Origin of the sequence: Psychrobacter sp. P2G3, from assembly GCF_001593285.1 — a bacterium.
Classification (GTDB): domain Bacteria; phylum Pseudomonadota; class Gammaproteobacteria; order Pseudomonadales; family Moraxellaceae; genus Psychrobacter.
In genome coordinates this window covers 698,872-724,677 of the sequence record NZ_CP012529.1, presented here as the reverse complement: position 1 = coordinate 724,677, position 25,806 = coordinate 698,872, and the positions used below count along the sequence as shown (strand labels likewise).

The window sequence follows — 25,806 nt, the reverse complement described above, 5'->3', positions numbered from 1 at the left end:
TTGATGATAGCGGGATTTTTTATAGATTATCTGTCTAACTTAAATTTTGCTAGTTAGCTCAGGTAATGCTTCAAATAAATCAGCTTCTAAGAAATAATCAGCAACACTGGCGATTGGAGATTCTGGGTCATTATTGATTGCAACGATAACCTTAGAGTCTTTCATACCTGCCAAATGCTGAATAGCGCCGGAGATACCAGCAGCGATATATAGATCTGGTGCGACGATTTTACCCGTTTGACCAACCTGCATATCGTTAGGTACGTAGCCAGCATCAACAGCGGCACGTGATGCACCAACAGCAGCGCCTAATTTATCTGCTAATGGCTCAATATATTTAGTGAAGTTTTCACCATTTGCTAAGGCGCGACCACCAGATACGACGATTGAAGCTGACGTCAATTCAGGACGGTCAGATTTAGCCATCTCTTCGTTGACGAAGCTTGATTTGCCAGATTCCTGTATATTGTCGATTGTCTCAACAGTTGCAGAACCGCCTTCAGCAGCGACTGGATCAAAAGCAGTTGTACGTACCGTCAATACCACTTTATCTTCTGTTGTCTTAACAGTAGCAGTCGCGTTGCCAGCATAAATAGGACGCTCAAAAGTTTGTGCATCTATGACAGCAGAGATTTCCGACAGCATGCTTACATCTAGTAAAGCCGCTGTACGTGGCATGAAGTTCTTGCCTGTTGTCGTAGCAGGAGCGATGATATGGCTGTAATCTCCAGCGATATCTGCAACCAATAGCGAGATGTTTTCTGCCATTTGATGCTCATAAGCTGCATTGTCTGCTAGTAGTACTTTGCTTACGCCTTCAACTTTTGCCGCTTCGTCAGCGACTGCTTGATTACCGCTACCAGCGACCAACACATGAATGTCGTCACCCATTTGCTTAGCAGCTGCAATTGTATTTAAAGTTGCCTTTTTTAGACTGGCATTGTCATGTTCTGCATATACCAAAATTGCCATTTTTTTGTCCTTTATTTATTGGTTCATGTCGTCAGATAGCTTTTCAAATAGGGCGTTTAGGATATCGAAACCCTATAAACACCATCGCAAATATTAAATTACTTTTGCTTCATTTTTTAGCTTATCGACCAATTCATCAACTGAGGCCACTGTAATACCAGCTTTACGCTCAGCAGGTGGCATAACTTTAGTGATTTCTTGCTTAGAGGTCATGTCTACGCCAAAATCTGCTGGAGTTTTTTCATCAAGCGGCTTTTTCTTCGCTTTCATAATGTTAGGCAGCTTTGCATAGCGTGGTTCGTTCAGACGTAAGTCAGTAGTGATAACTGCAGGTAGTGAAAGCGCAACTGTTTGCAAGCCGCCATCGACTTCACGAGTAACGTTTACTTTGTCGCCTTCAACTTTCACTTCTGAAGCAAACGTACCTTGACCGATACCCATTAGTGCAGCAAGCATCTGACCTGTTTGGTTATTGTCGTCATCAATAGCCTGTTTACCCAACAAGATAATATCAGTACTCTCTTGCTCAGCAATACTCTTCAAAATCTTAGCGACTTGTAGTGGATATGGCTTGGCATCAGTTTGTACCAAAACACCACGGTCAGCACCCAATGCTAGAGCCGCACGAATCTGCTCTTGTGATTCTTTTGGACCAATTGAAGCTACAATAATCTCATCGATCACGCCAGCTTCTTTTAGACGAACTGCTTCTTCTACTGCAATCTCATCAAATGGGTTTATAGACATTTTGGTGTTCGATAGATCTACACCAGAGTTATCAGCTTTTACACGAACTTTTACGTTGTAATCAATGACACGCTTGACCGCGACTAATGCTTTCATACGTTCCTCGTTTATTAATGTTATGAATTAAAAAATATAAATCAACAACCATTGATTTATTTTGGTTCAAAATCTTACTTAAAAGTCATGACTGAGTTTGCTAGCCACTACTCATCAGGCTTAGATTATTAGACCTAACTATCTTGCGTGAGCATCTCGATAAGGTCAAGACAACGCCGTGAATAATGCGTCATAAATTTGTCACTATTCATTTAAAACATAGCGTTTTTAGTGAAATATCATGATTTTATTGTTCAAAATTCAATAGTTCTTACCTTTGTAACATTACTAGGCTTTTATTCTATTGAAATTTTATTATTACATAGTTTAGCTAAGCATTGTTCAAAGCATCTTTTATTGGTGCAGTTTTAGCAGGATTAATTAGCATCTCACTATCACGCACGTCGTCAAATAATGACCAATCAGGTCTTACATCATCGTTTTTAATCACGCTCATATCGCCAGTCGTTTCCATAATCACCACAAAGACCTGTGATTTTGACTTGATACTATTTTTGCGCAATACCTGTTGTACATCGCTAGTACTCAAATTGGCTTCTTTCAGATTATCCCAAAAGTACTCACCATGCGCCATTAGGATAATCGGTTGATTATCAATCAATGCTTTTAATGGTTTAATTTTGCGCCTTATAATTGAGACAAGCCCTTGAATGATAAACAGTACGCCAACTGCAAACAACCCTTGTAGTAATGATGGCGAATCAGACAATACTGTTGATGCCAAAATACTACCAATACCTACCGTCATTGCAAAGTCATGGCTTGATAACTTAGAGAAACTACGTAGTCCCATAAAGCGCGTAAATATCATTAGGCCAACATAAAAACCTATGGCAGATAAAGAGATGCCGAATACTTGTTGCCAATCAATTGAAAACCACGCTTCCCATTTCATAATATCACCTTATTGCACTATTTTACTGATAGTTAATGATTTAATATTTATTATTAAATAGATTATTAAGCACTTTAAACAAAGCTATGGACTCGTTTTTTTGACAAAAAAAAGCAACCTGATAAGAGGTTGCTTTTAATATACAGTCTAAACAATATGTTTGTTGTTATACAACAAATCAATCTTGGCTTATATAGAATCTTTTAGTATTAACAATGACTGATAAATCAGTCAAAATTAACAATAAGTAAGATTAGATAGCTTCGATTTGCTCAGCTTGTGGGCCTTTCTTGCCATCACCTAAGATGAAAGACACTTTTTGACCTTCGGCTAGAGTTTTAAAACCGTTACCTTGGATAGCGCTGTAGTGAGCGAATACGTCTTGTCCGCCATTGTCTTGAGCGATAAAACCAAAACCTTTAGCTTCATTAAACCACTTTACAGTGCCTTCAACTTTATCTGACATAAATTTTCCTAACTCTTTAACTGTTGGCGAGACTTGTGTCATCACCGATTAATTGACAAATACTCAGTCGAATCATGAGCTAAAGCTCAGACTAAATAGCATTATATCTTAATGATATTCAACTATTTCTGTCTAAAGTTCCCTGAGTACAGTTGTAGTATAGCAGTTTTTATTGTCAATGGTATGTTAAATTAGCAGGTTTTGTAAATGTAAAGTTGGTAATTTGATGAACTTATGTAATTAAACATGAAAACTATTCTTATTTAATTATTGATTTAAAACAGGTAACCAAGGAGAGACCAAGACTAACAAACACAATCCAAAGAATATCAATGAAAATGATTGACTGTAAGCAATATATTTAGAAGGTATCACTAAGTCTTCTGGAGAATCTGGGATACCACGAAGCTTAAGTAAACGCGTACCATAAATCCAACCAAATATTGTATAAAGTCCATAAGCTGCAGGCAACGTAGTTGCTAATGGTGTCAAATCAATGACATACATCATCACTACAGAGACAAAGAACCAAGACGTATCTAATAGTGAGCTAAATTGGAAAAATAGAGATTTGGGTAATTTGCCATTGGTGCGCTTAAGCATTTCACCCTCTACCCAAATCAGAACGGCAACTACGGCACTGAAAAAGATATATGCGAATTGCGGTGTCAGCCAGTCTGGAAAAGATATTTGCACAGCACACAACCTATAATATAAATGAAAAGAAAAAAGATAACTTGGACGCCACTATGTTTAAGCTTGTTAAGCCACAGCAAACAATTTTTAGATAAATGGCCTGCCAGCTGTCTATATTGGGTAGCTATCGTAGATTTTCAAGCGGGATTTTTTGTTGCTTCCGAATGCGTACGGTGAAGAGCACTACTGTTATTATCCAAGCTTGTTAGAAGCACGCATCTCAATTACTCATCATTAAAAAACCCATGCTATCTAGTGATAACATGGGTTTTGATTACTATCAGTATTAACCTCAGAATCTGGTTGTTTAATAACTGATCTAATAGTTAAAATATAGCTTTTTAGTTTTTGTCTTTATCAATGATTTTGTTACCACCGATCCAAGGCATCATGCCACGAAGTTTGGCACCAGTTTTCTCAATTTCATGCTCAGCGTTATTACGACGACGGGCAGTCATAGATGGATAGTTGGTTGCGCCTTCATTGATGAACATCTTCGCGTATTCACCAGATTGAATGCGTTTTAGGGCATTACGCATGGCTTCGCGTGATTGTTCATTAATCACTTCCGTACCAGTCACATACTCGCCATATTCAGCGTTATTACTGATTGAATAGTTCATATCAGCGATGCCGCCTTCGTACATTAAGTCGACGATAAGCTTGAGCTCATGTAAACATTCAAAGTAAGCCATTTCTGGTGCATAACCAGCTTCGGTTAGGGTCTCAAAGCCCATTTTAACTAGCTCAACAGCGCCGCCACACAATACCGCTTGCTCACCAAATAAGTCAGTTTCAGTCTCATCTTTAAAAGTCGTTTCGATAATACCTGAACGACCACCACCAACACCAGCAGCGTAAGATAGTGCTAACTGCTTGGCTTGACCTGAAGCATCTTGATAGATAGCGATAAGATCAGGAATACCGCCGCCTTTCACAAACTCAGAGCGTACTGTATGACCTGGTGCTTTAGGTGCAACCATAATAACGTCAAGATCTTTACGTGGTACAACTTGGTTGTAATGAATAGCGAAACCATGAGCAAAAGCTAGCGTAGCGCCTTCTTTAATATTAGGCTCAATCACATCGCTATACAGTTGTCTTTGGAACTCATCAGGCGTCAGAATCATGACTACGTCAGCGGCTTTAACCGCATCTTCTACTTCAGAAACTTTTAAGCCAGCATTTTCAGCTTTTTTCCATGAACCAGAGTTGGCGCGTAGACCAACAGTCACATCCACACCAGATTCTTGCAAGTTCAATGCATGGGCGTGCCCTTGTGAACCATAACCAATAATGGCAACTTTTTTGCCTTGGATGATAGATAGATCACAATCTTTATCGTAAAAAACGTTCATAGGTAGAGTCCTTTTCCTCAATCATGGAAAGCCATGGGTAGTAGTTACTTATATCGCAGTTACCTTTCACAAATACTTTCTTGGAACAGTCAGCGATATAAGCTTAGTAGTAAGTGTTAATAGATTAATTTTAAACAAGGTAATATTATATGCTTAGTGTTTTTTCACCGCGAGCAATACCAATCACGCCTGAGCGTACTACTTCTAATACACGCTCACGACCGATAGTATCAATGAAACCGTCCAGCTTAGCGGTATCACCAACGATTTGGATAGTATATAAGTTCGAATTCACATCAACAATCTGTGCACGGAAGATGTCAGCACTGCGTTTGATTTCTTCACGTATACTGCCAGTAGCACGAACTTTAATCAGCATCAGTTCACGTTCAACGTGCACATTATCAGATAAGTTCAATACTTTAATGACTTCAATCAGCTTATGCAACTGCTTGGTAATTTGTTCAATTTTTTCGGGTGACGTGATAGTTGTCAGCGTCAAGCGTGAGATAGAGGGGTCTTCTGTCGGTGCGACGTTTAGAGTCTCAATATTATAACCACGCTGGGAGAATAAGCCGACTAACCGCGACAACGACCCCGCTTCGTTTTCCATCAATACCGAAATCAGATGTTGTTGCATTAGGTACGCTCCCCTTTTGATAACCACATGTCGCGCATCGTCTGACCAGCGATTTGCATTGGATATACATGCTCATTACGATCAACGTAAACGTCAATAAATACTAGCTTATCTTTGATGGCCATCGCTTCAGCCAACTGCTCTTCCATTTTGTCAGGATCAGTGATTTTGATACCCACGTGACCATAGCTTTCAGCCAATTTTACAAAATCTGGTAGCGAGTTCATATAAGACTGCGCATGACGACCTTCATAAAGCATATCCTGCCACTGTTTAACCATACCCAACTGTGCATTATTCAAGTTCAGTATTTTTACTGGCAGATTATACTGTAAGCAAGTTGATAACTCTTGAATATTCATCTGAATAGAGCCTTCACCTGTGATGCAGACCACATCGCGCTCAGGGTTAACAAGCTTAGCTGCCATCGCATAAGGCAAGCCAACACCCATAGTACCAAGTCCACCTGAGTTAAGCCACTGACGAGGTTCTTTATAAGTATAGTAGAGTGCAGCAAACATTTGATGTTGCCCAACATCACTTGTAATGATCGCATTACCATCAGTGATTTTACACAAGGCCTGTACGACACTTTGTGGCTTGATGCCATGCTCTGTACTGGTGTCATAACGTAAACCATGACGCGTACGCCATTCATTAATTTGTGCCCACCAATCTAATAAAGCATGTTGATCCAGCTCTTTATCGTCGCCAACCATTGCTAACATTTCAGTAAGTACTGACTTGACGTCACCAACAATCGGAATATGCGCCATAATCGTTTTAGAGATTGACGTTGGATCAATATCAATATGAATAATAGTAGCGTTTGGACAGAATTTTTTAACGTTATTGGTCACACGGTCATCGAAACGTGCACCAACTGCCAAGATAACATCTGAATGGTGCATAGTCATGTTTGCTTCGTACGTACCATGCATCCCTAACATGCCTAAAAATTGACGATCAGAGCCTGGAAAACCACCAAGACCCATAAGAGTATTAGTCACTGGCAAGTTTAGCTTATGAGCCAAGCTTGTTAGTTCTTTATGGGCATCACCCAGAACCACACCACCACCCGAATATATGATTGGACGCTTAGCAGCTAATAGCGTTTCAATAGCTTTTTTGATCTGACCACTATGCCCTTTAACGGACGGCTGGTAAGAACGCATGAATACTTCACTTGGATATTCATAAGCGTACTTTTCGTTAGGTGCAGTCATATCTTTAGGTACGTCAATGACGACAGGACCTGGACGGCCTGACCTTGCGATATGGAATGCCTTTTTTACAATCGTTGGAATCTCGCTGGCATGGCGTACTTGAAAGCTATGCTTAACGATAGGACGCGAAACACCAACCATATCCGTTTCTTGGAAGGCATCTTCACCGATCAAGCTACTCGGTACTTGCCCTGCAATAACAACCATCGGTATTGAGTCCATAAAAGCTGTAGCAATAGCAGTAACCGTATTGGTAGCACCAGGTCCTGATGTCGCTAGTACTACTCCAGTATTGCCAGTTACTCGCGAATAAGCATCCGCCATATGGCCTGCCGCTTGCTCATGGCGAACTAGAATATGTTCGATATTGTCTTGCTGGAACAGAGCATCATAAATGTGCAGAACAGCACCGCCTGGATAGCCAAAAATATATTCGACACCTTCGTCGGTTAGTGATTGCACCAGCATTTCAGCACCGGATAACATCACAGGCTGAGCGCTACCTTCAGCGATTAACTGTTGTTTTTCATCGAAATTCTTGGCAGCATTACCCGTTTGGGTATGTCCGGTCATGTTCGGACTTTGCGTAGTTTGCGTCACTGTCATCACCTTATCAATAATATGTGATCACCATGTCAGAGCACAGCTGTATTACAAGACAGCAGGTTACCCAAACATAGCAATTTATCTGGTCAGTTTTTGATAGGAGTTTACCGATATACAGTGACAAGATGCTGATTAAAGCATTTATAAAAGAAGCTTATTATTAGTAAAAAATGTAAAAACATTAAAGTAATTAGATATAGTCAGATAAATGCCAAACCTAGTGACAACACAAATTGCAAAAGTATGAGCAACATACCGACAGAACGGTCGCACTTTACCTTACATAATGCATTATTGAAGGTTGCAGATACTGTACTTAACTTTTAACATCTAAAAATAATAAGTTTATCTTAGTCATTGTAGACCGATGAGTCCGGAGACAGTAAGTTCAGCTTAGAATAAAGGTTTTGGCAACCATTACTCATATTACACTGCGTTACTGTCACAAAGAGAATAAATCTGCAAATGCTACTGATAAGCAGCAAGTAGTAATTATTCCCAAGTGCTACGGCAATATCATAAAAGCCGCTCACTGACCAATCAACTGCTATTATATTCGATGGTTTGACCGCTATTGTCAAGAAAAACTTGTGAAACCCAACCTTAACTATTAGTTATTAAATAATATACATTTACTATTATTTTTTGCTAGAATCAATCTCTATTGTATTGTCATTGTAATTTATACAACAGTGCCATCGCGCTCAAATATGAATACTTGTTTTTTATTTGTTAAAAGGATTGCTAGCATGGCATATTCACTCATGATCAACACTGCTAATAAACTGCTCATCGGGGTTGCCACCACTTGTCTGCTTGCTCTGTCAATGAACGCTAGTCATGCCATTCAAGTTTATAAGTCCATTGGTGCACATGGCGAAGTTAAATATAGTCAGCATGCTCCGCAAAATGCTCGGAATATTGAGGTGATTGAGTTCCGTAGTGACGGTAGACAAGCTAACGCAGGTCAGATGGCAGGCAAAACAGATGTTAATCAGAACAGTGGCGCTCAGAATGCAGAAGAGCAGAGAGTAGCGCAATTAGAGGCTCGTATCAAAGATCAAGAAGCTCAGGCAAACGCACAACGTTGTCAGTCATTACGTAATAATTTAACCAATTTGAATGTTGGCGGCCGTATTTATGAGATGGATGCAAATGGTAAACGCCAATATCTAGACGGCCGCGAAATTGAACTTAAGCGTGAGCGTGTACAGCAAGCGATTGGACAATATTGTAAAGGTACTGAAACTTAAAAACCTACTGGTTTCCAAACAAACACTAATATTTGAAGCACTTTTAACCATATCAGTATTTATTTAGTCAGTTAGATTTTGCATAATATGACGAATGGCTGCAGGCATATCCTGTGCCTGCAAGCCGCGCTGTCCAATCAATAGCTGATTATTATTTGCATAATCACGTGTTCTAGAACTACCTAGCTGCTGATTAACTAAGACATCTCTTGTCAATAGATCTCCTGCTGATGCATGAATAAGTACCGCCTGACGTAAGCTACTCTGCCCACTTTTCAAATCTTGCTGAGCCAATAGTCCGGCAGTTACTCCAGATAATACATCTCCCATGCCAGCTGTCGCCATTCCAGCATTACCAGCACCGCAAACGTATATTTCCCCATGCTCCAACACCAGCGATCCTGCGCCTTTTAATACCCAATCACCGCCATAGATATTTGCGCAGTGCTGTATAGCTGATAATCGATCACTCTCCACCTCGTTAATTTCTTTATTTAACAACTTCGCCGCCTCACCACTATGCGGGGTTAAGCAAACCTTATGCGTCTTACTATATTCTCTTAGCTGGGTAACGACTTCATGCTTATCAGCTTGCAGCGCTGCTAAATGGTATAGGCCATCTGCATCAATGACCACAGAAATGCCTTTTGCCATTATTGCTTGAATATAACGAACAAATAAATTTTCTGCTTTCTTATCACGCCCCATTCCCATACCAATGGCAACTACACTTGCATCCCCAATTAGCTTTTCAACGCCATCTTGATGATGTAAATTAATCGTCATAGCATCAGGTAACGAGGTCAATAGCGCTCCATGAAAGGCTTGATGACAGGCAACCGTTATCTTGCCAGCTCCAGTTGCCATTGCACTAGCAGAGGTCAGTATTGCTGCGCCGCCCATACCTTGAGAACCATCAATACGATTGCCTCCAATGGCCAATACATGACCGTAGCTGCCCTTGTAACTATTCTGTCGACGTGGTGCTAGACCTTGAGCGCTTGTAAGCAATGTAGCAACGGGTTCTACCGATGCATAAGGTATCAGCGGTATGTCAATGAGCTTTCCGCTATAATCCATCCCATCTTTGGTATGTAGTCCAAACTTGCGCGCAATCAAGCATAATGTGACATCTGCCTGTATCGCTAAATGCTCAAAAACCTGTCCTGTAGAGGCGACTAGACCACTTGGGATATCGACTGCAATTACCAAGGTATTATGCTGTTGAGCCAAACTATTAAAAGTGCTAATTGCCTGCTTATAAAAGCCTTCAGGCGCGCGATCTAAACCAATACCGAATAGTGCATCAATGTAAACATCGGCCTGTAATGTCATGTCCAATTGAGTGTTTTCATTTTGATAATACTGACTGTCTTCAAAGCGCTGGTGACATACATCTACAGCCATATGCTGGGCTTTTATTGCATCAGACATCGATGTTTTATGATTTTCGGCCTTTTCATCGTCAAACTTTTCAAGCGCTTGTAGACCAACAGTCATTACTTGTACTTGCCAGCCCAATTGCTGTAGATAATGAGAAATTAACCAACCGTCGCCGCCATTATTACCCTGTCCTACCCAAACACAAACGCTGGGCTGACGACTTGTACGATTGAAATATTTAACATTGTTTTTCGCTTGCGCTTTAGCTCGTTCATTAAGCTGTATAATATGCTGCGTCATCTGCCAAGCGGCTTGTTGCATCAAACCAAAACTATTATATCCTTGTGCAAACCATGCTTGCTCCATAGCATAAACTTGCTCGCTACTATACAAAGCAATAGGCATTGACGATTGAGAACATTGCGCTGATATTTGCATTTGTAATCGCATAATTTCCCTTATTCTTATTTTATGAGCTTATAAACGGCTAGGATGTAAATATAACAAAAGCACATCTGGAATTATGTATTGATGCTAATAACCATATATTTTAGTTTTATAGTTGCATCGTTAATAATCTAGCCTATCATAGCCGCTATAACATCACTATTTATGTCTATCACCGTATAACTTAACAAATTAGCATCCTCTAATATGAATCAAAAATCACCGACCAAACAGCAACTAGCAAACTCTTCTAGCAAGCAAACAACAGATAATATTGATGTTATCAATACTCCTGTATTTGCTACCGCAGTAGATGTGAAGCATTGGATTAAAATCGAAGCCCAAGCTTTAGGATTCGCTGACTGTGGTTTTTTGTCTGTTCATCATCCTTTATTTGCTCAGCAGATTGAGCAGTTACAACTATGGTTAGACAAAGGCTATGAAGGCCAATTGCAGTTCATGCACAATAACCATGAACTACGTGCGAATCCTGATAAACTCGTTGCAGGTGCAAAAACCATCATTAGCGTACGCATGGATTATCTGACCCAAACGCCAACGCCACGCGCTGTTGCCGATAATGATCAGCCAAACAATGGCATTATTGCTCGTTATGCGCGAGGCCGTGACTATCACAAGACCATGCGTAGCCGTTTGAAGCAATTGGCATTAAAGATTGAAACCATGCTTCCTGAATGGCAGCATTTGAATATTAGTGCTGAGACCGATTTTGTCTTTCGACCATTTAGTGACTCTGCCCCTATATTTGAGCGACCAATAGCTGATGCAGCGGGTCTTGGCTGGACTGGGAAACATACTTTATTACTAAATAAACAAGCCGGCTCATTTTTTTTACTAGGTGAGTTATTTATCAGTCTTGAATTGCCCGATGATAAGCCTGTTACTGCACACTGTGGCAGTTGTAGTGCTTGTATAGACATCTGCCCTACAAAGGCAATTATCGCACCTCATGAGCTTAATGCAGCTGCTTGCATCTCTTATTTAACTATCGAGCATGACGGGCCGATAGATATCAAATATCGCCGTGCCATAGGCAATCGAGTCTTTGGCTGTGATGATTGTCAGCTTATATGCCCTTGGAACCGTTATGCCAATCTGACATCAGTAGATGACTTTGCTCCTAGACATGGGCTTGATGACATCAGTCTCCTCGAGATTTGGCAGTGGCAAGAGGCTGAGTTTTTACAATATACACAAGGTAGCCCCATTAGGCGCACAGGTTATATTAATTTTTTGCGCAATATTGCAATCGGATTAGGTAACGCTAACACTAGCTTAGTTATTATCGAACAACTCCAGTCTAAATTAGGCCAACATAACGACATGCTTGACGAACATATTAATTGGGCAATTAGAGAGCAGCGTGTAAAGCTAAATCCTAATGATGAATAAGATAATTACGTGTCAGTAGCAAATTAAAAAACATACCAAAAAGACAGACAATAAAAAACGCCTTTTAATGTAAAAGGCGTTTTATTTTAACTAGTAAAACCATTGTTAACTACTAAAATTTTCTTAGAGAAATATTTTAACCTATTTTAGTTATGGCTTAGGTATGCGTAGTACTTGACCAGGATAAATCTTATCTGGGTCAGATAGCATCGGCTTATTGGCTTCAAATATCTTCATATAATCACCAGTTGAACCATATACGTCTTTTGCAATCTTAGATAAGCTGTCACCAGACTTCACGGTGTACATAGTTGATTCAGGTGCATCTTCTTCGATATCAATATTATCAATTACTTTTGCAACGTTCTGTACGTTACCGATAGCGATAATAGCTTTCTCACGATCAGCTTGGGTCTTCGCATTACCACTAATTTCAGCAGTATCTGTTGAACCGTTATACTTAACTTTTAAGTTATCAATGCTAAGATTTTGCTGTTGAATGCGACGTAATAAGATATTAGCCACTGATTGAGCAGAAGGCTCAGTAGTTTTTACTGGCGTATTGGCATCTGCTTTAGTCTCTGATTTTGCATCATGCTTATCATCGTCACGATTAAAAATTTTATCACCAATGTCTTTTGCGAAACTGAACATACCCATCTAAATACTCCTTAAGGTTTTATTATTAATTGATTACTATCTTTCTTCTAATTTTTGGAACGCAATGACGTAGGACTGCTCCTACCTGTCATTGCAATGAGTATAGCAAAGTTATAAAGACTGGATAGTCCTAGACAGTAAAAGTATGTTGGATAATGTTAATCTAGCATAATTTGTGTTAACGATAGTTTTTATATTGTTTAGGTAATAGAGATTAAACTCTATAAGAATATTTCAAAGCTATAAAATTATCATCGTCAATAATTTATTATCGCTAATAATATAGTTACTTTAATACGCAAAGCATAAAAAAACCGCTTATCAATAAAGATAAACGGCTTAAAAAAACTTGCTGTAGCTAACCCATAATTTAGCTAAACCAAAAGGTACATAGCCATATCATAAGAGAACTTTAGAGCAATAATGACTTATAGTTGAGCTTGGACATAATCGATTGCTTTTTGTACTGTAGTCAACTCTGCTGAATCTTCATCAGGAATAGTAATGCCAAAGTCACTTTCAAATGACATAACAAGCTCAACTAAATCTAGTGAGTCTGCGCCTAAATCTTCCATGAAAGAAGCATCATTGTTGATGTCTTCGACGTTCATGCCCAACTGCTCTGCTACTGCAGATTTTACTCTTAGCTCAGTATCATTACTCATATAAACTGCTCCTTTTTATATATCAATTTTTAAAAACTATCATCTAGCTTTTTTTAAGCTGATGATGTTATATCGAATACGGTAAATTATGTCAGTTATAAGACTCTAACACACTACTACCAATGTTTCGGTTTATTCAATGTCTTATGAGACCTCATTATAATACAGGTCTTAGACATAAAAGTATCTGTTATTATAACACCATTAATTACAGTTTACACTCGTTCACGCAGATTTTTATTATACGAGTGTAAACTATTTTTCTATCGTATACATGGTATTACATGTACATGCCGCCATTGACAGGTATAACTGCACCAGTAATATAGCTCGCTTCATCGCCAGCTAAAAACAATACTGCTGCTGCGATATCTTCTGGCTGTCCCAAACGTCCAATAGGTACAGCATCTAACATAGAGTTGAGTAAGCGCTCATCAAGCTCATCTGTCATATCTGTCTCAATAAGGCCAGGTGCCACACAGTTAATAGTTACTTGGCGTGAACCAATCTCACGTGCCAAAGTACGACTAAAGCCTTCCACGCCCGCTTTTGTAGCAGCATAATTGGACTGTCCCGCATTTCCCATTTTTGCAACTACTGAGCTAATGTTAATAATACGGCCTCGGCGTGCTTTCATCATTCCACGCACTGCCCGTTTACTCATTCGGTAAACAGATGTAAGGTTGGTATCAACCACACTATCCCAATCTTCATCTTTCATGCGCATCAGCAGACCATCTTGGGTAATACCTGCGTTATTTACCAATACTTGCACTGCGCCATATACACTTTCAATCTCTTCAAACAACTTATCAATTTGTGCGCCATCACGGACATCTAAAACACGCCCAATACCACCAGAATCATGCAAATAATCATCTATAAGCGCAGCACCCTTTTCTGTAGTTGCTGTACCAATGACAAAATGTCCTTCTTTAGCAAAGCGCTTGGCAACTGCCTTACCGATACCGCGGCTTGCACCACTTACTAAAACAATCGTTCGGCTCATGATAACACCTCCATCAGTTTGTCCATTCGAGCAGGCTTATCTACTGGATAACTTGCAATAGGCTGTGCTTGACGCTTAGCCAAGTTACTCAGTACATTACCACTGCCACACTCAATTAATATGTTAATTTGTTTGTCTGCTAACTCTTGCATAGTTTTTGACCACAATACAGGTTCGCTAAGCTGTTCTGTCAATGCTTGTTTAATACTTTGCACATTAGTCTCAATACGAGCATGACGGTTTTGAATGACGGGAATAGTGGCTTGGTCAAATTTGATAGTTGCTAACTCTTCAGCTAATGCCTGACTGGCCGGCTCCATTAATGCACAATGTGAAGGTACGCTAACTTTTAGAGGAATTGCTTTTTTACCTGTATTTTGTACTTTATCAATAACAGCGGTAACACCAGCAGCATTTCCAGATATGACGACTTGCCCTGGGCTGTTAAAATTAGCCGCTCCAACAATAGCATTATCAACATGTTCAGTCGCTTGCTCACATAAAGTCTCAACACGACTGTCTTCAAGTCCTAATACTGCAGCCATAGCAGTATCAATACCGACCACTGCCTCTTGCATCAATTGCCCACGCTTATGTACTAATTTCACTGCATCAGTCAATGATATAACACCAGCGGCACAAAGCGCACTGTATTCACCTAAAGAATGACCTGCTAGATAAAGAGGCTTTTTATCAAGTTTATCTTGGAGAATACGCCAAATTGCGATGCTAGCAGTCAATAACGCAGGCTGAGTGTATTGGGTCTGGTTCAGCTGTTCTTCGTTTTGGCAGATTGCCCACAGATCTTCACCTAAAGCTGTACTTGCCTCAGCAAAAGTATCATGTATTTGTGGGTATAATTCTGCAAGCTCGGAAGTCATTCCGACTGCCTGTGAACCTTGTCCAGGAAAGATTACTGCAACACGAGGTGGCTGGGTTATTACTGTATCAGGTGCAGATGCCATAGCCAATATTCCTTAAGTGATTGGAGATGTCCCTAAAATAAATTGGGTATTGTCATAAAATATGACTTTAATTAATTTACTAATTATTCACAAACTATACACTGCTGCGTGCGATTATTACAGCCAGTAGTAAGCTGATAGTAATACAACGTATTTACCGAGTCATAGCCGATGCTATAAATAAAGCATTTTAGCTATTGAATCATACAGATAATGAGAGCCGTAAATAAAATATACTAGTAAATAATAAATAATAAAAAGCCAAGTTATCCAGCTACATAATATATGATAGCGAAATAACTTGGCTTTTATTGGCTCAATATATATTGTCTAAGAATAGTGGCAGGCGGCAATAGTAGATGAGTGAAAACATTACTATCGCCAGATGCAAACTATCAAATGAACAATAACTTAAGCTTCTTGACTAACTTTAAACAATTGACGACCACGATAAAAACCATCTTTAGTCATGTGATGACGACGATGTTTTTCACCAGTAGTAGCATCAACGCTTAGCTCAGCGATTTCCATACGATGGTGTGAACGGCGCATGTCACGACGAGAACGACTTTTACGACTTTTTTGAACGGCCATGATATAGCTCCTATACTTAAAAGGGGATAAGCTTGAAATCCAGCTTTAATCGACACTGACAGAGGCTATATAATCACAACAACCTAAGTCTTACGCATCATTAGTTAAATAGATTGCCACGTATTAAAGTGTTGATTACGTCTAAAATCTATAATTAGTTTGCAAGCTCAGCTTCTCTCTGCCAGTAGCAGATTGCTAGAATGCAATAAACGGGACATTATACGCATGTTTAACGGATTAATAAAGCCCTGCTTTTCACTCTTCTGCATAAAGCCGCCAAAAAGACAGTAGAATATCTGCCAAAATATCTTTTACAGATGCCGTTTATAGCATTATAAATTACCTTTCAAAGACGCCAAAGCAGCAAAAGGATTTTCAGTTTCTTCTTCTTCTGGTATCTCACCAAACTGCTCAACACTCATCTCGCAAGCATCATGCTTTGGAGCCATTGGCGTTTTCAGTAAAATCTCATCTTCGACCAATTTTTTAAGCGGTAATAAACGCTCTGGTGCAGGCTCAGTGATAATTTCATCAAGCAATAGATAGTCCTGTTCTTCACCGACCAGGCGCACTTGGCTTTCATTATCGAGTAGAGCGATATCATAATCATCGGTCAAATCGATAGCAATGGGTTGCAAACAACGCTGGCAGGTTAACCATACTTCACCAGTTAAGGTAAAAGATAGATGCAACACATTATTATGGCGATATAGATTGGCTTTCATCTGAAGATCTGACTGCAGATGCTCAGTCGTTAATAGGGGATTAAGACGCTCAAAAGAGCGTGGTGCTACTTGCCCTACCCACTCAAAACCACTGTCTTCCCATTTACTTAAGGAGATATGTTCTGGCAGGTTAGCTGACGTAGGAGCTGATGCTTTATCAGCTTGAAGCGCTGACGGCTTGTTTATTGGGGTGCTTGACATGCGCGGCCTCATTCATCAAAAACGGTGTATAATATTGCCTGCCATACTAACGGAAAGCCTGATATGACGCCAGCGCTAGTATGTTACGATTTTTGCTGCTTACTATCTATTAAAAACGCGTACGATAAAACTTGCTATAAAAATAGCCTCATAACTTTTTTATTATTTACCTATTTGACTTGTCTATTTATGAATTCTCAACCTGATCATCCTGATTTTTCTACAGTATTGACTACAACTAATGCTACCAATTTATTAAATCGACTAATAAAATTAGAAGATACTTCTAATGTTGGCTCGAGTTATACCAACTTAACCGTCGGTAATAAAAAATTAGACGCTGTAGCCAAAACTAAGCTCGACAGCTACTTAAAAATTTCACAACAGCAGTGGCAGTGGTTAAATGATGTTAATACAGATAACAAAATTAAAAATACACTTATCAATACCTTGAGCTTACAAAAAAACTCCGAATACGCTCTTACGGATTGGCTGATATCACTGTTCAATGTCCTATTTTTAGGACAACAAGTAGAATTGATACGCGGCGAGCAAGAACCAGAGTATTTCCCAGCACAAGGTGATAAACCTGCACGTATTGTATTCGCTCATGGTTTTTTTGCCAGCGCTCTGCACGAAATTAGCCATTGGTGCATCGCTGGTAGCGAACGTAGACTCTTAAACGACTTTGGATACTGGTATGCACCAGATGGACGAACAGCAGCGCAGCAGCAGGCTTTTGAAGGCGCAGAGGTTAAGCCACAGGCATTAGAGTGTTTATTCACACTTGCTTGCGGACGTCCGTTTCAAGTCTCGCAAGATAATTTATTCGCCAGCTTTGATACCAGCGCTAGTACATTCTCTCACGATGTTTATCAACAAGTCGTTCAGTATATTGCTGTACCACAAAGTCTACCGCGTGATGCTAAGACGTTATTGCGTACGTTATTAATAATCAATACCACTAAAATTATATAGGTACTTTAAAAGTATATAGCTACCTTGCATATCTGTATGATGTTTAATCAACTATGTTTAACGTTTTCCTACGATTATTAACGGCATCTCTCTATATCTCTCAACTTCTTTGCCGCTATACTGAATCTGTAGTGTGATACTTCAAATATTATAAAATCAGTAAAACTACCTATAACCATATAAATAAGGAAATTTTATGCAAACTTTTTACATTCATCCAGACAATCCACAACCTCGCCTTATAGAACAAGCTGCTGACTTGCTACGCGCTGATAAACTACTTATCTATCCTACTGATACCAGTTATGCTTTTGGTTGTCGTCTCGGTGCAAAAGATGCACTTGAAAAACTTAAGCAAATTCGTGAACTTGATGATAAGCATCAATTTACCCTGTTATGCCGTGATTTAAGTGAAATTGCTAATTATGCCACAGTAGACAATGTGCAGTTTAAACAGCTAAAAGCACATACCCCTGCACCTATCACTTTTATTTTAAATGCTACTAAAGATGTGCCTAAAAAACTGGCGCACGCTAAGAAAAAAACTATTGGTATTCGCGTGCCAAGCAATCCTATTGCTCAAGCACTTTTGGAAGCGATGGACGAGCCTATTCTGACTAGCTCGTTAATATTACCAAACCGAGATGACATATTAGATGATCCTTTTGAGATCGAAGACTTACTGGGCAATCAAATTGATGGCCTAATCAATGCCGGTATTAAAACCACCAAACTGACTACCATTGTAGATATGACTAGTGGTCAGCCTGAAATTATCAGACAAGGTGCTGCCGATGTCGATTCATTGTTGTTGTAATTAATAGAGAATTCGACACGCAAAAAAAGGCTCCAAGTGAATTGGAGCCTTTTTTTATGAATTATATCGTCAATATAAAATTAGTCACGATCAACTAGTTCTACATATGCCATTGGCGCATTATCACCGTCACGATGACCGCATTTTACGATACGCAAATAACCACCTGGACGCGTTTGGTAACGAGGACCTAACGTGCCAAATAATTTGCCTACCATAGCTTTGCTACGCATACGGCTAAATGCTAAACGACGATTAGCAACGCTGTCTTCTTTAGCCATTGTAATCAACGGCTCGGCAACGCGACGTAGTTCTTTAGCTTTTGGTAATGTTGTTTTGATCAGTTCATGCTCAAATAATGAGTTAGTCATGTTCTGAAACATTGCCTTACGATGACTGCCGGTACGACCCAGCTTGACTCCACTCTTACGATGGCGCATAGTCAAATATCCTTAAAGTTTAACGGCTACGATAAGAAAAGCGATCATCAACACGTAAATCAGCTGGTGGCCAGTTATCTAAGCGCATACCAAGCTCTAAATCTTTAGACGCTAGTACGTCCTTGATTTCTGTTAATGATTTCTTACCAAGATTTGGGGTTTTTAATAGTTCAGTCTCTGAACGTTGTACCAAATCACCGATATAGTAAATGTTTTCAGCTTTCAAGCAGTTGGCTGAGCGAACCGTTAGTTCAAGATCATCCACAGGGCGTAAAAGCACCGGATCGACCTCTTCTTTTTCTTTCACAGGCTCAGGCGCTTCTTCAGCTTCTAGGTCAACAAAGATAGAAATCTGTTGTTGCAAAATAGTTGCTGCTTTACGAATTGCTTCTTCTGGATCTATAGTGCCATTAGTTTCAAGCTCAACGATAAGACGATCAAGATCAGTACGCTGTTCTACACGTGCGTTCTCAACTTGATAAGCAACACGAAGTACTGGGCTAAAACTTGCATCAAGCTTTAAGCGTCCAATTGCTTTCGTGTCACCATCTTCACGGCGCTGATTTGCTGGCTCATATCCACGACCCATTACTACACGCAAACGCATCTTAAGATGACCACGCTCGCTTAATGTACCTAAAACCAACTCTGGATTGATAATGTCGACATTATGCGGTAGTGCGATGTCTGCAGCAGTAATAGTGCCTGGACCTTGTTTATCCAAGGTCAAAAATACTTCATTTTGGTCATGAAGTGTGATGGCCAAGCCTTTTAAGTTCAAAAGCAAGTCAAGCACATCTTCCTGTAGTCCTTCAAGCGTCGAGTATTCATGGTCAACACCATCAATCTCAGCTTCAATGACTGCAGCACCAGGTAACGAAGATAACAAGATACGACGTAAGGCATTCCCTAAGGTATGCCCAAAGCCGCGTTCTAACGGTTCGAGCGTGACTTTCGCAATCGTTTCGTTAACCGTATCCACATTAATGGCGTTCGGCGTTAGAAACTCAGTTGCATTTAGCATCATGATGTCACCTCGATTTATTTAACTGGTTTAATTAACGTTAATTGCTCAATGTTATTCTTATAACATTGAGCAGTACGTCAGTTATTTAGAGTATAGCTCAACGATCAAGCTTTCGTTGATTTCAGCAGGTAGATCAATACGATCAGGCGCTTGTTTAAACGTGCCTTGTAGTTTGCTGTGATCAACATCAAGCCATTCTGGAATACCACGTTGTGTTGCTAATTCGATAGCATTTTTAATACGTAGCTGTTCGCGAGACTTCTCTTGGATAGCGATGACATCACCATCTTGCAACTGGATTGAAGGAATGTTCACACGAACAAACTCATCACGGCCAGCTTTTTTTACCATAACAGTACGATGGCTAACTAGTTGACGTGCTTCAGCGCGAGTTGAGCCAAAGCCCATGCGATATACCACGTTGTCTAGACGGCTCTCTAGCATAGCTAACAAGTTCTCACCAGTAGCACCACGCTTGCGAGCAGCTTCTTTATAGTAATTAGCAAACTGACGCTCAAGAACACCATAAATACGCTTAACTTTCTGCTTTTCACGCAGCTGTAATGCATACTCTGAAGTCTTGTTACGGCTTACGCCATGTTGACCAGGCGGACGCCCAGCTTTTTTCGTTTTTACGTCATATGGTTTAACACCAGACTTAAGGCCTAAGTCTGTACCTTCACGACGTGATAATTTAAGTTTTGGTCCAATATAGCGGGCCATCTTTATGTCTCCTATAAGCTTTTGGGATAAAAAGCTTCGTCTTTAATATTAGACGCGGCGCTTTTTCGGCGCACGGCAACCATTGTGTGGGATTGGGGTTACATCAGAGATGCTGTTAACTTTATAACCCAATGCACCTAGTGCTCTTACCGCAGACTCACGACCCGGTCCTGGTCCTTTGACCAAAACATCGATATTCTTAACACCATATTCTTGGGCCGCTTTACCAGCGACTTCAGCTGCAACCTGAGCTGCAAATGGTGTAGATTTACGTGAACCACGGAAGCCTTGTCCACCTGAAGTGGCCCAAGCCAATGCATTACCTTGACGATCGGTAATCGTAACAATGGTGTTATTAAAAGACGCATGGATATGGGCTACGCCCTCCGATACTGAACGACGAGTCACCTTTTTGCGACTGCGAGTGTCTTTTGCCATCTTTTAGCTTCCTAAGTTAATTATCTTTTGAGAGGACGTGTCGGACCCTTACGAGTACGAGCGTTGTTCTTGGTGTTCTGACCTCTAACTGGTAGGTTACGACGATGGCGAATGCCACGGTAACAACCAAGATCAACTAAACGCTTAATATTCATTGAAACTTCACGACGAAGGTCACCTTCAGTCATGTAATTTGCAATTTGTGCACGGATAGCATCTAACTGTGTATCATCTAACTGACTGACTTTAGTAGTAGGGGCAATGCCAACTGCTTCTAAGATTTTCTGAGCAGTGGTACGACCTACACCAAAGATGTAAGTTAGTGAAATAACAGCATGCTTATTATCCGGAATGTTTACGCCGGCAATACGAGCCATTGATTTCTCTCCATTAAAGAAAAATAAGCGTTATTTATAAATAAGGCTTTATTTTTCAGATTTGTTGCTGTCAATACTAAAGCTTTTATAATTATTATCGCTGCTTTAACTTGGTTACAAGCCTATTCATTGACGGTATTATAAAAGTTTTTGCATAAACTACGGCAAGTGGCGGATGATATCGCATCCGCCGTTATTATTCAAGTATTATTTAAATATATAGATTTGGCTTAAGGCCAACTTCTATCTACCAATTAACCTTGACGTTGCTTGTGGCGTGGTTCTGCTGTGCAAATGATATGTACACGACCTTTACGGCGCACAACCTTACAGCTACCACAAATCTTCTTAACTGATGCTTGAACTTTCATAGCATGCTCCTTGAGATATCACACTACTCGTTAGGGTTGAGTAGGTGACTGAATTAACGTCTGATCATGGTATTGATGGGTCATCAAATGCGCCTGAATTTGCGATATGAAGTCCATTACCACAACCACCATAATCAGTAACGATGTACCACCAAGATTGAACGGCACACCAAATGATGACTGGATGACCATCGGCATTAAACAAATAACCGTCATGTATATCGCGCCAATAAAGGTTAATCGGTTTAATACATGATCGAGGTAACGCTGAGTTTGTTGTCCGGGGCGAATACCTGGAATATAAGCACCGCTACGTTTAAGGTTTTCGGCAACTTCACGTGGACTAAAAACCAATGCTGTATAGAAATAGCAAAAGAAGATAATCATCGCACCAAACAGGACTAAATATAATGGCTGTCCTGGAGACAACACTAATGCCATATTTTGTAATATTTTTTGGGTAAAAGTAGGATCAGTTGAATGACCAACCCATTGCCCTAAACTTGCTGGGAACAAAAGTAACGAGCTAGCAAAAATGGCAGGGATAACTCCTGCCATGTTTATTTTCAACGGCAAATGTGACTGCTGTTGAGCATAAATTTTGCGGCCTTGCTGTTGTTTCTGTGCATAGTTCACAGGAACACGGCGCTGGGCACGCTCAATATAAACGATACCAGCAGTAACCGCGACACCTAATAATACAAAAATAAATAGCACAATCAAGTTCATCTGACCTTGATTGACCTGTTCAATAGACTGCGAAATCATTCCAGGCGTACCAGCAACAATACTGGCAAAAATAAGCATTGAAATACCATTACCTACGCCACGCTCTGTAATCTGCTCACCGAGCCACATTAAGAACATAGCGCCTGCTACCAATGAAGTGACAGCAGGAATGTAAAAGGTAAGACCAGTAGACAATGTCAAGTTTTGACTGATTAAGCCAGCACACATTCCTAATGACTGTACTAGTGCTAAAGCAAGTGTTCCCTGACGGGTATACTTGTTTAGCTTACGTCGTCCCGCTTCACCCTCTTTTTTGAGAGCTTCAAGCGATGGTAATACTGCAGACATCATTTGTACAATAATAGATGCTGAAATATATGGCATAATACCAAGTGCCATAATGGACATACGTTCTAGTGCACCACCTGAGAACATGTTAAACATACTCAGAATGGTGTTTTCGTTGCGCGAAAACAGATCAGCCAAATTGACCGGGTTAATACCCGGAACTGGAATATGTGACCCTAAACGATAAACAATCAATGCGCCGATTAAGAATAATAAACGCGTCCATAGTTCATCATACTTACGTATGAATGCAAATGGATTTAGCGGTATACCAGCCGATGACATTGATTGCTTGGACACGTTACTACTCCTCGATGCTACCACCAGCAGCTTCGATTGCTTGCTTGGCACCTTTAGTCACTTTAATACCTTTAAAAGTATAAGCTTTGGTGACTTCGCCTGACAGCATAATACGGGCACGCTTCATGTCATGACGGATAAGGTTAGCAGCTTTAAGTGTTTCAATGCTAACCACATCGCCTTCAATTTTATTCAGTTCAGACAGACGAACTTCAGCAGTTGTCATTGCCATTTTACTGGTAAAACCAAATTTTGGTAGACGACGATATAAAGGCATTTGACCACCTTCAAATCCTGAGCGAATGCTAGAACCTGAACGAGATTTCTGACCTTTTACACCACGACCACCAGTCTTACCAAGACCTGAACCGATACCACGACCACGACGTTGGGCAGTTTTCTTTGCGCCAACACCTGGTGATAATTCATTTAATCTAAGACCCATTACGCTTCCTCCACTTTTACCATGTAGTTGACGCGATTAACCATACCACGTGTTGAAGGAGTATCTTCTACTTCAACAGTATGATTAATACGGCGTAAACCCAATCCTTTCAAGCTCGCTTTGTGGCTCTTTAGGCGATGGGCACCCGATTTAAATTGAGTGACTTTCATTTTTTTCATCGTAACTCACCTAGTCTAAGTTAACCCAAGATTTCGTCTACAGATTTACCACGTTTCGCTGCCATCTTCTCTGGAGTTGACATATCACGTAAACCGTTAAACGTTGCACGAACAACGTTAGCAGTATTGGTAGAACCATAACATTTAGTCAAAACATCTTTGACACCAGCAACTTCTAATACAGCACGCATTGCGCCACCAGCGATTACGCCAGTACCTTCAGATGCAGGTTGCATATAGACTTTACTAGCGCCATGACGTGCTTTGATCGGATGATACAAAGTTGCATCATTAAGCTCAACAGTAATCATATTACGTTTTGCAGCTTCTAGTGCTTTTTGAATAGCAGCTGGCACTTCACGTGCTTTACCACGACCAAAACCGACACGACCATTACCATCACCTACTACGGTTAACGCAGTAAAAGAGAAGATACGACCGCCCTTGACCACTTTTGCAACGCGATCAACGGTAACAAGGCGTTCTACTAGACCGTCTGTTTGTTCATTTTTATCATTTTTATCATTTCTAGCCATGATTAAAACTCCAATCCGTTTTCGCGAGCTGCTTCAGCTAAAGCTTTAACTCGACCATGATATTTAAAACCACTACGGTCAAAGGCAACTTTAGTAATGCCAGCTGCTTTTGCGCGTTCTGCGATTAGTTGGCCTACAGACGTCGCTGCATCAGCGTTGCCAGTCGCGCCTGAGCGCAAGCTGCCGTCTAAGGTAGATGCCTGAGCAATCACTTCACCACCGTTCGGAGAGATAATCTGGGCATAAATGTGCTTCGGCGTGCGGTTAACCGTCAGACGATGAACGCCTAAAAAACGGATATGCGCGCGGGTTTTCTTAGCTCGACGCAGACGAGCTGCTTTTTTATCAAACATTTCAACTCACCTTATTTTTTCTTAGCTTCTTTGCGAACCACATGTTCGTCGCTATAACGAATACCTTTGCCTTTATAAGGCTCTGGTGGGCGGAAACCACGGATATTAGCCGCTGCTTGACCAAGCTGCTGTTTATTGTTTGATTTTAAAACAATTTCAGTTTGCGTTGGAGTTTCAGCTGACACACCTTCAGGTAGCGTATATTCTACTGGATGCGAGTAACCAACGTTAAGGATTACTTTATTGCCAGTAGCTTGCGCACGGTAACCAACACCAATTAGTTGAAGACGTTTTTCAAAGCCTTCATTGACGCCTGTAACATAATTGTTAAGCAGGGCGCGCATGGTGCCAGTATGCATCATAGCTTCTTTTGAATCGACTGTAGGTGAGAAAATGATTGCATCATCTTCCTGTTTCAGCTCGACCAATTCATGCAGGCGTAAAGACATATTGCCGTTCTTGCCTTTAACTTCGACCTGCCGATCGTTCAAAGTAACGCTCACGCCATTGGGTAGCGTCACTGGGGCTTTAGCCACACGAGACATAGGAATATTCCTTGAAAAATTAAAACTTATATTAGCGAAAAAACTAACAGGCTAAAAAGCCTGCTAGTTTATCATAATTGATCCTATTAAACACTAACGAATTTTTATGAAATCGCTAGACGTCTAATTTACTTTAAGTTTAGAGCAATCTTTATCAGATTG

At 40.3% G+C, this 25,806-nt stretch carries 30 protein-coding genes and 1 pseudogene; 4 read left to right on the top strand and 27 right to left on the bottom strand.

Annotation, left to right across the window (positions count from 1 at the left end):
• Positions 1 to 39: 39 nt before the first annotated feature.
• The 8 genes from AK823_RS03130 to AK823_RS03095 form a co-directional block, all read right to left on the bottom strand.
• On the bottom strand, positions 40 to 972 hold the full coding sequence (locus tag AK823_RS03130) for an FAD-binding protein (RefSeq protein ID WP_068326099.1): 933 nt from the start codon (positions 970 to 972) through the stop codon (positions 40 to 42).
• A gap of 93 nt (positions 973 to 1,065) precedes the next feature.
• A complete protein-coding gene (locus AK823_RS03125) occupies positions 1,066 to 1,815 on the bottom strand; it encodes an electron transfer flavoprotein subunit beta/FixA family protein (protein WP_068034649.1) in 750 nt (249 codons plus the stop codon).
• A 331-nt stretch (positions 1,816 to 2,146) separates the two neighbouring features.
• Positions 2,147 to 2,731, bottom strand: a complete 585-nt coding sequence (locus AK823_RS03120) for a YetF domain-containing protein (RefSeq protein WP_068326096.1) — start codon at positions 2,729 to 2,731, stop codon at positions 2,147 to 2,149.
• A gap of 253 nt (positions 2,732 to 2,984) precedes the next feature.
• Positions 2,985 to 3,197 carry a cold-shock protein gene (locus AK823_RS03115; RefSeq protein WP_057758834.1) on the bottom strand — a complete coding sequence of 71 codons (213 nt, stop codon included), beginning with the start codon at positions 3,195 to 3,197 and terminating at the stop codon, positions 2,985 to 2,987.
• Positions 3,198 to 3,464: 267 nt separating this feature from the next.
• Positions 3,465 to 3,893: a hypothetical protein gene (locus AK823_RS03110; RefSeq protein ID WP_068326095.1), complete on the bottom strand. Its 429-nt coding sequence runs from the start codon at positions 3,891 to 3,893 to the stop codon at positions 3,465 to 3,467.
• 341 nt (positions 3,894 to 4,234) lie between these two features.
• The gene (gene ilvC / locus AK823_RS03105) at positions 4,235 to 5,251 is read right to left on the bottom strand and encodes a ketol-acid reductoisomerase (RefSeq protein ID WP_068034643.1); all 1,017 of its coding nucleotides are present in this window, start codon (positions 5,249 to 5,251) and stop codon (positions 4,235 to 4,237) included.
• A 145-nt stretch (positions 5,252 to 5,396) separates the two neighbouring features.
• Positions 5,397 to 5,891, bottom strand: coding sequence for an acetolactate synthase small subunit (ilvN, locus tag AK823_RS03100; RefSeq protein WP_068034641.1), 495 nt, complete (start codon positions 5,889 to 5,891; stop codon positions 5,397 to 5,399).
• On the bottom strand, positions 5,891 to 7,603 hold the full coding sequence (locus AK823_RS03095; RefSeq protein WP_068038961.1) for an acetolactate synthase 3 large subunit: 1,713 nt from the start codon (positions 7,601 to 7,603) through the stop codon (positions 5,891 to 5,893). The genes ilvN and AK823_RS03095 overlap by 1 nt, the downstream gene beginning before the upstream one ends.
• 869 nt (positions 7,604 to 8,472) lie before the next feature.
• Between AK823_RS03095 and AK823_RS03090 the strand changes: the two genes are divergently transcribed.
• A complete protein-coding gene (locus AK823_RS03090) occupies positions 8,473 to 8,976 on the top strand; it encodes a DUF4124 domain-containing protein (RefSeq protein ID WP_068326094.1) in 504 nt (167 codons plus the stop codon).
• 63 nt (positions 8,977 to 9,039) lie between these two features.
• On the opposite strand, the gene AK823_RS03085 is transcribed toward AK823_RS03090, so the two are convergent.
• Positions 9,040 to 10,809, bottom strand: coding sequence for an NAD(P)H-hydrate dehydratase (locus AK823_RS03085; protein WP_228138902.1), 1,770 nt, complete (start codon positions 10,807 to 10,809; stop codon positions 9,040 to 9,042).
• A 204-nt stretch (positions 10,810 to 11,013) separates the two neighbouring features.
• On the opposite strand from AK823_RS03085, the gene queG reads away from it, so the two are divergent.
• A complete protein-coding gene (gene queG / locus AK823_RS03080) occupies positions 11,014 to 12,219 on the top strand; it encodes a tRNA epoxyqueuosine(34) reductase QueG (protein WP_068326093.1) in 1,206 nt (401 codons plus the stop codon).
• A 150-nt stretch (positions 12,220 to 12,369) separates the two neighbouring features.
• Here the strand turns inward: queG and lysM are convergent, their stop codons facing one another.
• The 6 genes from lysM to AK823_RS03050 all read right to left on the bottom strand — a co-directional run bounded on the left by lysM (position 12,370) and on the right by AK823_RS03050 (position 17,038).
• Positions 12,370 to 12,879, bottom strand: a complete 510-nt coding sequence (gene lysM / locus AK823_RS03075; RefSeq protein WP_068034637.1) for a peptidoglycan-binding protein LysM — start codon at positions 12,877 to 12,879, stop codon at positions 12,370 to 12,372.
• Between the two features lie 428 nt (positions 12,880 to 13,307).
• Complete coding sequence (gene acpP / locus AK823_RS03070) at positions 13,308 to 13,544, bottom strand: acyl carrier protein (protein ID WP_068034635.1); 237 nt, start codon at positions 13,542 to 13,544, stop codon at positions 13,308 to 13,310.
• A gap of 280 nt (positions 13,545 to 13,824) precedes the next feature.
• Positions 13,825 to 14,553 (bottom strand): 3-oxoacyl-ACP reductase FabG, encoded by a 729-nt coding sequence (gene fabG, locus AK823_RS03065; protein WP_068034633.1) that lies wholly within the window; start codon positions 14,551 to 14,553, stop codon positions 13,825 to 13,827.
• Positions 14,550 to 15,518: an ACP S-malonyltransferase gene (gene fabD, locus AK823_RS03060; RefSeq protein ID WP_068326092.1), complete on the bottom strand. Its 969-nt coding sequence runs from the start codon at positions 15,516 to 15,518 to the stop codon at positions 14,550 to 14,552. The genes fabG and fabD overlap by 4 nt, the downstream gene beginning before the upstream one ends.
• Before the next feature lie 411 nt (positions 15,519 to 15,929).
• Positions 15,930 to 16,112 (bottom strand): 50S ribosomal protein L32, encoded by a 183-nt coding sequence (rpmF, locus tag AK823_RS03055; protein WP_068034628.1) that lies wholly within the window; start codon positions 16,110 to 16,112, stop codon positions 15,930 to 15,932.
• A gap of 332 nt (positions 16,113 to 16,444) precedes the next feature.
• A complete protein-coding gene (locus AK823_RS03050) occupies positions 16,445 to 17,038 on the bottom strand; it encodes a DUF177 domain-containing protein (protein WP_068326091.1) in 594 nt (197 codons plus the stop codon).
• Positions 17,039 to 17,227: 189 nt separating this feature from the next.
• Between AK823_RS03050 and AK823_RS03045 the strand changes: the two are divergent.
• A pseudogene (locus tag AK823_RS03045) lies at positions 17,228 to 18,006 on the top strand (elongation factor P hydroxylase).
• Positions 18,007 to 18,212: 206 nt separating this feature from the next.
• Entirely contained in the window at positions 18,213 to 18,833 is a 621-nt protein-coding gene (locus AK823_RS03040) for an L-threonylcarbamoyladenylate synthase (protein WP_068034625.1), read from the top strand.
• A gap of 80 nt (positions 18,834 to 18,913) precedes the next feature.
• Here AK823_RS03040 and rplQ read toward each other — a convergent pair whose 3' ends face one another.
• From rplQ to rplF, 12 genes are all read right to left on the bottom strand, one after another.
• Positions 18,914 to 19,273, bottom strand: a complete 360-nt coding sequence (gene rplQ, locus AK823_RS03035) for a 50S ribosomal protein L17 (protein WP_010196736.1) — start codon at positions 19,271 to 19,273, stop codon at positions 18,914 to 18,916.
• A 19-nt stretch (positions 19,274 to 19,292) separates the two neighbouring features.
• A complete protein-coding gene (gene rpoA / locus AK823_RS03030) occupies positions 19,293 to 20,300 on the bottom strand; it encodes a DNA-directed RNA polymerase subunit alpha (protein WP_058368281.1) in 1,008 nt (335 codons plus the stop codon).
• Positions 20,301 to 20,381: 81 nt separating this feature from the next.
• Positions 20,382 to 21,023, bottom strand: a complete 642-nt coding sequence (gene rpsD, locus AK823_RS03025; RefSeq protein ID WP_010196731.1) for a 30S ribosomal protein S4 — start codon at positions 21,021 to 21,023, stop codon at positions 20,382 to 20,384.
• Positions 21,024 to 21,071: 48 nt separating this feature from the next.
• The gene (gene rpsK, locus AK823_RS03020; RefSeq protein WP_058368279.1) at positions 21,072 to 21,461 is read right to left on the bottom strand and encodes a 30S ribosomal protein S11; all 390 of its coding nucleotides are present in this window, start codon (positions 21,459 to 21,461) and stop codon (positions 21,072 to 21,074) included.
• Between the two features lie 20 nt (positions 21,462 to 21,481).
• Positions 21,482 to 21,838, bottom strand: a complete 357-nt coding sequence (gene rpsM, locus AK823_RS03015; RefSeq protein WP_010196723.1) for a 30S ribosomal protein S13 — start codon at positions 21,836 to 21,838, stop codon at positions 21,482 to 21,484.
• A gap of 254 nt (positions 21,839 to 22,092) precedes the next feature.
• Positions 22,093 to 22,209, bottom strand: a complete 117-nt coding sequence (gene rpmJ, locus AK823_RS03010; RefSeq protein ID WP_010196721.1) for a 50S ribosomal protein L36 — start codon at positions 22,207 to 22,209, stop codon at positions 22,093 to 22,095.
• 30 nt (positions 22,210 to 22,239) lie between these two features.
• Positions 22,240 to 23,571, bottom strand: a complete 1,332-nt coding sequence (gene secY / locus AK823_RS03005; RefSeq protein ID WP_203226507.1) for a preprotein translocase subunit SecY — start codon at positions 23,569 to 23,571, stop codon at positions 22,240 to 22,242.
• Positions 23,572 to 23,590: 19 nt separating this feature from the next.
• Positions 23,591 to 24,031, bottom strand: a complete 441-nt coding sequence (gene rplO, locus AK823_RS03000; protein ID WP_068034621.1) for a 50S ribosomal protein L15 — start codon at positions 24,029 to 24,031, stop codon at positions 23,591 to 23,593.
• Positions 24,031 to 24,210, bottom strand: a complete 180-nt coding sequence (rpmD, locus tag AK823_RS02995) for a 50S ribosomal protein L30 (RefSeq protein ID WP_010196714.1) — start codon at positions 24,208 to 24,210, stop codon at positions 24,031 to 24,033. The genes rplO and rpmD overlap by 1 nt, the downstream gene beginning before the upstream one ends.
• Positions 24,211 to 24,230: 20 nt before the next feature.
• Positions 24,231 to 24,746 (bottom strand): 30S ribosomal protein S5, encoded by a 516-nt coding sequence (rpsE, locus tag AK823_RS02990; protein WP_010196711.1) that lies wholly within the window; start codon positions 24,744 to 24,746, stop codon positions 24,231 to 24,233.
• 2 nt (positions 24,747 to 24,748) lie between these two features.
• The gene (rplR, locus tag AK823_RS02985; RefSeq protein ID WP_058368273.1) at positions 24,749 to 25,099 is read right to left on the bottom strand and encodes a 50S ribosomal protein L18; all 351 of its coding nucleotides are present in this window, start codon (positions 25,097 to 25,099) and stop codon (positions 24,749 to 24,751) included.
• An 11-nt stretch (positions 25,100 to 25,110) separates the two neighbouring features.
• Positions 25,111 to 25,644 (bottom strand): 50S ribosomal protein L6, encoded by a 534-nt coding sequence (rplF, locus tag AK823_RS02980; RefSeq protein ID WP_068034617.1) that lies wholly within the window; start codon positions 25,642 to 25,644, stop codon positions 25,111 to 25,113.
• Between the last annotated feature and the right edge of the window lie 162 nt (positions 25,645 to 25,806).